The sequence below is a fragment of the Maribacter sp. 1_MG-2023 genome, from assembly GCF_030547005.1.
Classification (GTDB): Bacteria; Bacteroidota; Bacteroidia; order Flavobacteriales; family Flavobacteriaceae; genus Maribacter.
In genome coordinates this window covers 1-5,673 of the sequence record NZ_JAUOPN010000031.1, presented here as the reverse complement: position 1 = coordinate 5,673, position 5,673 = coordinate 1, and the positions used below count along the sequence as shown (strand labels likewise).

General features: G+C 49.0%; 2 tRNA genes and 3 rRNA genes. All 5 read right to left on the bottom strand.

The annotated features are described in order from the left end of the window. Positions 1-48: 48 nt before the first annotated feature. The 5 genes from rrf to Q4500_RS18470 all read right to left on the bottom strand — a co-directional run bounded on the left by rrf (position 49) and on the right by Q4500_RS18470 (position 5,269). A 5S ribosomal RNA gene (gene rrf, locus Q4500_RS18490) occupies positions 49-160 on the bottom strand. 168 nt (positions 161-328) lie between these two features. Further along, a 23S ribosomal RNA gene (locus Q4500_RS18485) occupies positions 329-3,161 on the bottom strand. Positions 3,162-3,302: 141 nt separating this feature from the next. Continuing rightward, a tRNA-Ala gene (locus Q4500_RS18480) sits at positions 3,303-3,376 on the bottom strand. Between the two features lie 111 nt (positions 3,377-3,487). Continuing rightward, positions 3,488-3,561: transfer RNA gene (locus tag Q4500_RS18475), tRNA-Ile, on the bottom strand. Between the two features lie 181 nt (positions 3,562-3,742). Further along, a 16S ribosomal RNA gene (locus Q4500_RS18470) occupies positions 3,743-5,269 on the bottom strand. The 16S, 23S and 5S rRNA genes sit together here with 2 tRNA genes alongside, the layout of an rRNA operon. Between the last annotated feature and the right edge of the window lie 404 nt (positions 5,270-5,673).

The window sequence follows — 5,673 nt, the reverse complement described above, 5'->3', positions numbered from 1 at the left end:
TTTTATGGTATAAAAAAAGCCCTTTACATTACTGTAAAGGGCTTTCGAAAAAGGCGGCTACCTACTCTCCCACTTGATATAGCAGTACCATCGGCGCAAACGGTCTTAACTTCCCTGTTCGGAATGGTAAGGGGTGGGCCCCGTCGCCATGGCCACCTAAGTTTTAGATCGGATATTACCGACCGCGGCCTTCGCCGCAATATCGTTGACATGAATGGAACAGGATCCTATAAAGGAAAGAAGCACTTATAGTATTAAGTATATTTCGTAATAAAAAGAAAGAAGTAAAGATCGTCGTCCGCCCCGTTCCGAAGAACGGGACGAGCGTATGCGCAAGCCTGACGGGCAATTAGTACTACTCGGCTACGGACATTACTGCCCTTCTACCTATAGCCTATCAACGTGGTCATCTCCCACGGCCCTTTAAAGAAATCTCATCTTGTGGCTGGTTTCGCGCTTATATGCTTTCAGCGCTTATCCAATCCCGACATAGCTACCCAGCGATGCTCCTGGCGGAACAACTGGTGCACCAGCGGTCAGTCCAACTCGGTCCTCTCGTACTAGAGTCAGATCCACTCAAATTTCTAACGCCCGCAGTAGATAGAGACCGAACTGTCTCACGACGTTCTGAACCCAGCTCGCGTGCCACTTTAATGGGCGAACAGCCCAACCCTTGGGACCTTCTCCAGCCCCAGGATGTGACGAGCCGACATCGAGGTGCCAAACCCCCCCGTCGATATGAGCTCTTGGGGGAGATCAGCCTGTTATCCCCGGCGTACCTTTTATCCTTTGAGCGATGGCCCTTCCATGCGGAACCACCGGATCACTATGCTCTTGTTTCCAACCTGATCGACCTGTATGTCTCTCAGTCAAGCGCCCTTGTGCCATTGCACTCTACACACGATTGCCAACCGTATTGAGGGCACCTTTAGAAGCCTCCGTTACTCTTTTGGAGGCGACCACCCCAGTCAAACTACCCACCACGCACTGTTCTCTCATCGAGAGTTAGGCCCCGGACAAGCAAAGGCTGGTATTTCAACAATGACTCCACCACACCTAGCGATGCAGCTTCAAAGTCTCCCAGCTATCCTACACATTGCTTGACCAAGGTCAATACGAAGCTATAGTAAAGGTGCACGGGGTCTTTTCGTCCCACTGCGGGTAACCGGCATCTTCACCGATACTACAATTTCACCGAGCTCATGGCCGAGACAGTGTCCAGATCGTTGCACCATTCGTGCAGGTCGGAACTTACCCGACAAGGAATTTCGCTACCTTAGGACCGTTATAGTTACGGCCGCCGTTTACTGGGGCTTCAATTCAATGCTTCTCCCCGAAGGAATGACATCTCCTCTTAACCTTCCAGCACCGGGCAGGTGTCAGGCCCTATACTTCATCTTTCGATTTTGCAGAGCCCTGTGTTTTTGATAAACAGTCGCCTGGACCTCTTCACTGCGGCCCCCCATAAGGGGGCGACCCTTCTCCCGAAGTTACGGGTCTATTTTGCCTAGTTCCTTAGCCATGAATCTCTCGAGCGCCTTAGAATACTCATCCCAACCACCTGTGTCGGTTTACGGTACGGGCTGCTTCACTCGCTTTTCTTGGAAGTCGATATGCTGGATTATCACCTTGACCGTGGTCTCGGTGTACTATCGGGGCGTTACCGCTCCCTTCAACGTACAATTCCGTCTGTACGCACCAACTTCTCGCCTCCGTCACTTTTAGCGTGAGCAGGTACAGAAATATTAATCTGTTGTCCATCCACTATCCCCTTCGGGTTCGCGTTAGGTCCCGACTGACCCCCAGCTGATTAGCATAGCTGGGGAAACCTTGGTCTTTCGGCGTGCGGGTTTCTCGCCCGCATTATCGTTACTTATGCCTACATTTTCGTTTGTAATCGCTCCAGCATCCCTCGCAGGTACACCTTCGACGCAATTACAATGCTCCCCTACCCCTCATATAAATATGAAGTCACAGCTTCGGTGATATACTTATGCCCGATTATTATCCATGCGGAATCGCTCGACCAGTGAGCTGTTACGCACTCTTTAAATGAATGGCTGCTTCCAAGCCAACATCCTGGCTGTCAATGCAATTCCACCGCGTTATATCAACTTAGTATATACTTTGGGACCTTAGCCGGTGATCTGGGTTCTTTCCCTCTCGGACATGGACCTTAGCACCCATGCCCTCACTGCGCAGAAACATTTTATAGCATTCGGAGTTTGTCAGGAATTGGTAGGCGGTGAAGCCCCCGCATCCAATCAGTAGCTCTACCTCTATAAAACTATCTACACGCTGCACCTAAATGCATTTCGGGGAGTACGAGCTATTTCCGAGCTTGATTGGCCTTTCACCCCTACCCACAGGTCATCCCAAGACTTTTCAACGTCAACGGGTTCGGTCCTCCACTATGTGTTACCACAGCTTCAACCTGCCCATGGGTAGATCGCACGGTTTCGCGTCTACTACTACTAACTATGGTCGCCCTATTCAGACTCGCTTTCGCTACGGCTCCGGACCTGAAGTCCTTAACCTTGCTAGTAAAAGTAACTCGTAGGCTCATTATGCAAAAGGCACGCCGTCACCCATATGGGCTCCGACCGCTTGTAAGCGTATGGTTTCAGGATCTATTTCACTCCGTTATTCACGGTTCTTTTCACCTTTCCCTCACGGTACTGGTTCACTATCGGTCTCTCAGGAGTATTTAGTCTTGGCGGATGGTCCCGCCGGATTCATACAGGGTTTCACGTGCCCCGCACTACTCAGGATACCACTATCTAAATGCTCTTTACCTATACGGGACTATCACCCTCTATGGTCGCTATTTCCAAAGCGTTCTAGTTCATTACACCTCGAATGTCGTGGTCCTACAACCCCGCACATGCCGGAACATGTACGGTTTGGACTAATCCAATTTCGCTCGCCGCTACTATCGGAATCACTTTTGTTTTCTCCTCCTCCGGGTACTTAGATGTTTCAGTTCCCCGGGTTTACTTCCATTACTGGATAACATATCTTCAATATGCTGGGTTGCCCCATTCGGATATCTACGGATCATATCGTGTGTGCCGATCCCCGTAGCTTTTCGCAGCTTATCACGTCCTTCATCGCCTCTGAGAGCCTAGGCATTCCCCATACGCCCTTTTCCAGCTTGTCGCCAGATCTTTAATCTATTCTATATTATTCGTACTCTTTACTTAATAAAGATTCGTGTTTCTTTCTTTTTTAGTCGATAATACATCTAAATGTATTACCTCCTGTTCCAATATGTCAATGAACGTTGTCGACTTTCGTCGCTGTGGAGAATATCGGAGTCGAACCGATGACCTCCTGCGTGCAAGGCAGGCGCTCTAGCCAGCTGAGCTAATCCCCCATTCTATAAGTTGGCAGTTGCCACTTTACAGTTGACAGGTAGCACAACTTCTAAAATTTCCTTCAATACTTAATGAACGTATCGCCTATTGCTAAACGAATTTCTTTTTTGTAGTCCCAGGCAGACTCGAACTGCCGACCTCTACATTATCAGTGTAGCGCTCTAACCAGCTGAGCTATGGGACTGTCCCTACTCTTTCCTCTCGGTATAAATACCTCGCAAAAAAAGCAATTACTTATATATCATAATTATGGAGATGTATCATTTGAACAATGCAATAAAGAAACTATTATTAAATCAAAAGACCGGGACCGTAGTTCCATTCTTTACTTCGTCAGGGACTGTCCTTAAAAGGACAATCTCTAGAAAGGAGGTGTTCCAGCCGCACCTTCCGGTACGGCTACCTTGTTACGACTTAGCCCTAGTTACCGATCTTGCCCTAGGCCGCTCCTTACGGTGACGGACTTCAGGCACTCCCGGCTTCCATGGCTTGACGGGCGGTGTGTACAAGGCCCGGGAACGTATTCACCGGATCATGGCTGATATCCGATTACTAGCGATTCCAGCTTCACGGGGTCGAGTTGCAGACCCCGATCCGAACTGTGACAGGTTTTGTAGATTCGCTCTGCCTTGCGACATGGCTGCTCTCTGTACCTGCCATTGTAGCACGTGTGTGGCCCAGGACGTAAGGGCCGTGATGATTTGACGTCATCCCCACCTTCCTCACGGTTTGCACCGGCAGTCCCGTTAGAGTCCCCATCATGACATGCTGGCAACTAACGGTAGGGGTTGCGCTCGTTATAGGACTTAACCTGACACCTCACGGCACGAGCTGACGACAACCATGCAGCACCTTGCAAATTGCCCGAAGGAAAATCTATCTCTAGACCTGTCAATATGCATTTAAGCCCTGGTAAGGTTCCTCGCGTATCATCGAATTAAACCACATGCTCCACCGCTTGTGCGGGCCCCCGTCAATTCCTTTGAGTTTCATTCTTGCGAACGTACTCCCCAGGTGGGATACTTATCACTTTCGCTTGGCCGCCCAGAACTCAAGGTTCCGGACAGCTAGTATCCATCGTTTACGGCGTGGACTACCAGGGTATCTAATCCTGTTCGCTCCCCACGCTTTCGTCCATCAGCGTCAGTATATAGTTAGTCACCTGCCTTCGCAATCGGTGTTCTATGTAATATCTATGCATTTCACCGCTACACTACATATTCCGGCAACTTCACTATAACTCAAGACCAACAGTATCAAAGGCAATTTTACAGTTGAGCTGCAAACTTTCACCCCTGACTTATCGGCCCGCCTACGGACCCTTTAAACCCAATAATTCCGGATAACGCTCGGACCCTCCGTATTACCGCGGCTGCTGGCACGGAGTTAGCCGGTCCTTATTCTTACAGTACCGTCAGTAAGCTACACGTAGCTCTTTTTCTTCCTGTATAAAAGCAGTTTACTACCCATAGGGCATTCTTCCTGCACGCGGCATGGCTGGATCAGAGTCTCCTCCATTGTCCAATATTCCTCACTGCTGCCTCCCGTAGGAGTCTGGTCCGTGTCTCAGTACCAGTGTGGGGGATCCCCCTCTCAGGGCCCCTACCCATCGTAGTCTTGGTAAGCCGTTACCTTACCAACAAACTAATGGGACGCATGGCCATCTTATACCGCCCGAAGGCTTTAACCACATCCCGATGCCGGGGCGTGGTACTACGGGGCATTAATCCAAGTTTCCCTGGGCTATTCCCCTGTACAAGGTAGGTTCCATACGCGGTGCGCACCCGTGCGCCGGTCGTCATCTTGTGCAAGCACAAATGTTACCCCTCGACTTGCATGTGTTAGGCCTGCCGCTAGCGTTCATCCTGAGCCAGGATCAAACTCTTCATCGTTGTTTTGTAAATATTCGTCCCAACGAAGTCTAAATTTCTCCCGGCCCCGACTCTCGATTCAATTCCTTATATATACCTTACGATATACTAAATTGTATGTTTCCTTAATTCTTGTTCCTCTCGCCCAGGTCCTCACCTGAACTCGATTCTTATCTCCACAATATTTCAATGAACTTCTATCCACTCCGCATCAAATCTCTCGATTTCTTCGCTTCGTTTCCCTTAGGTGTTTCCCTAAGCGGCTGCAAATATACAACTGTTTTTTAACCTGACAACTTTTATCGAAAAAAATATTTTTCTTTTTTTCTCAGATCAAATCAACATATATATGAACCTTTTTCCAACTAACGATTCAGAACTTATCTTCCTCGTTTGCGGGGTGCAAATGTACACACTATTCTTAA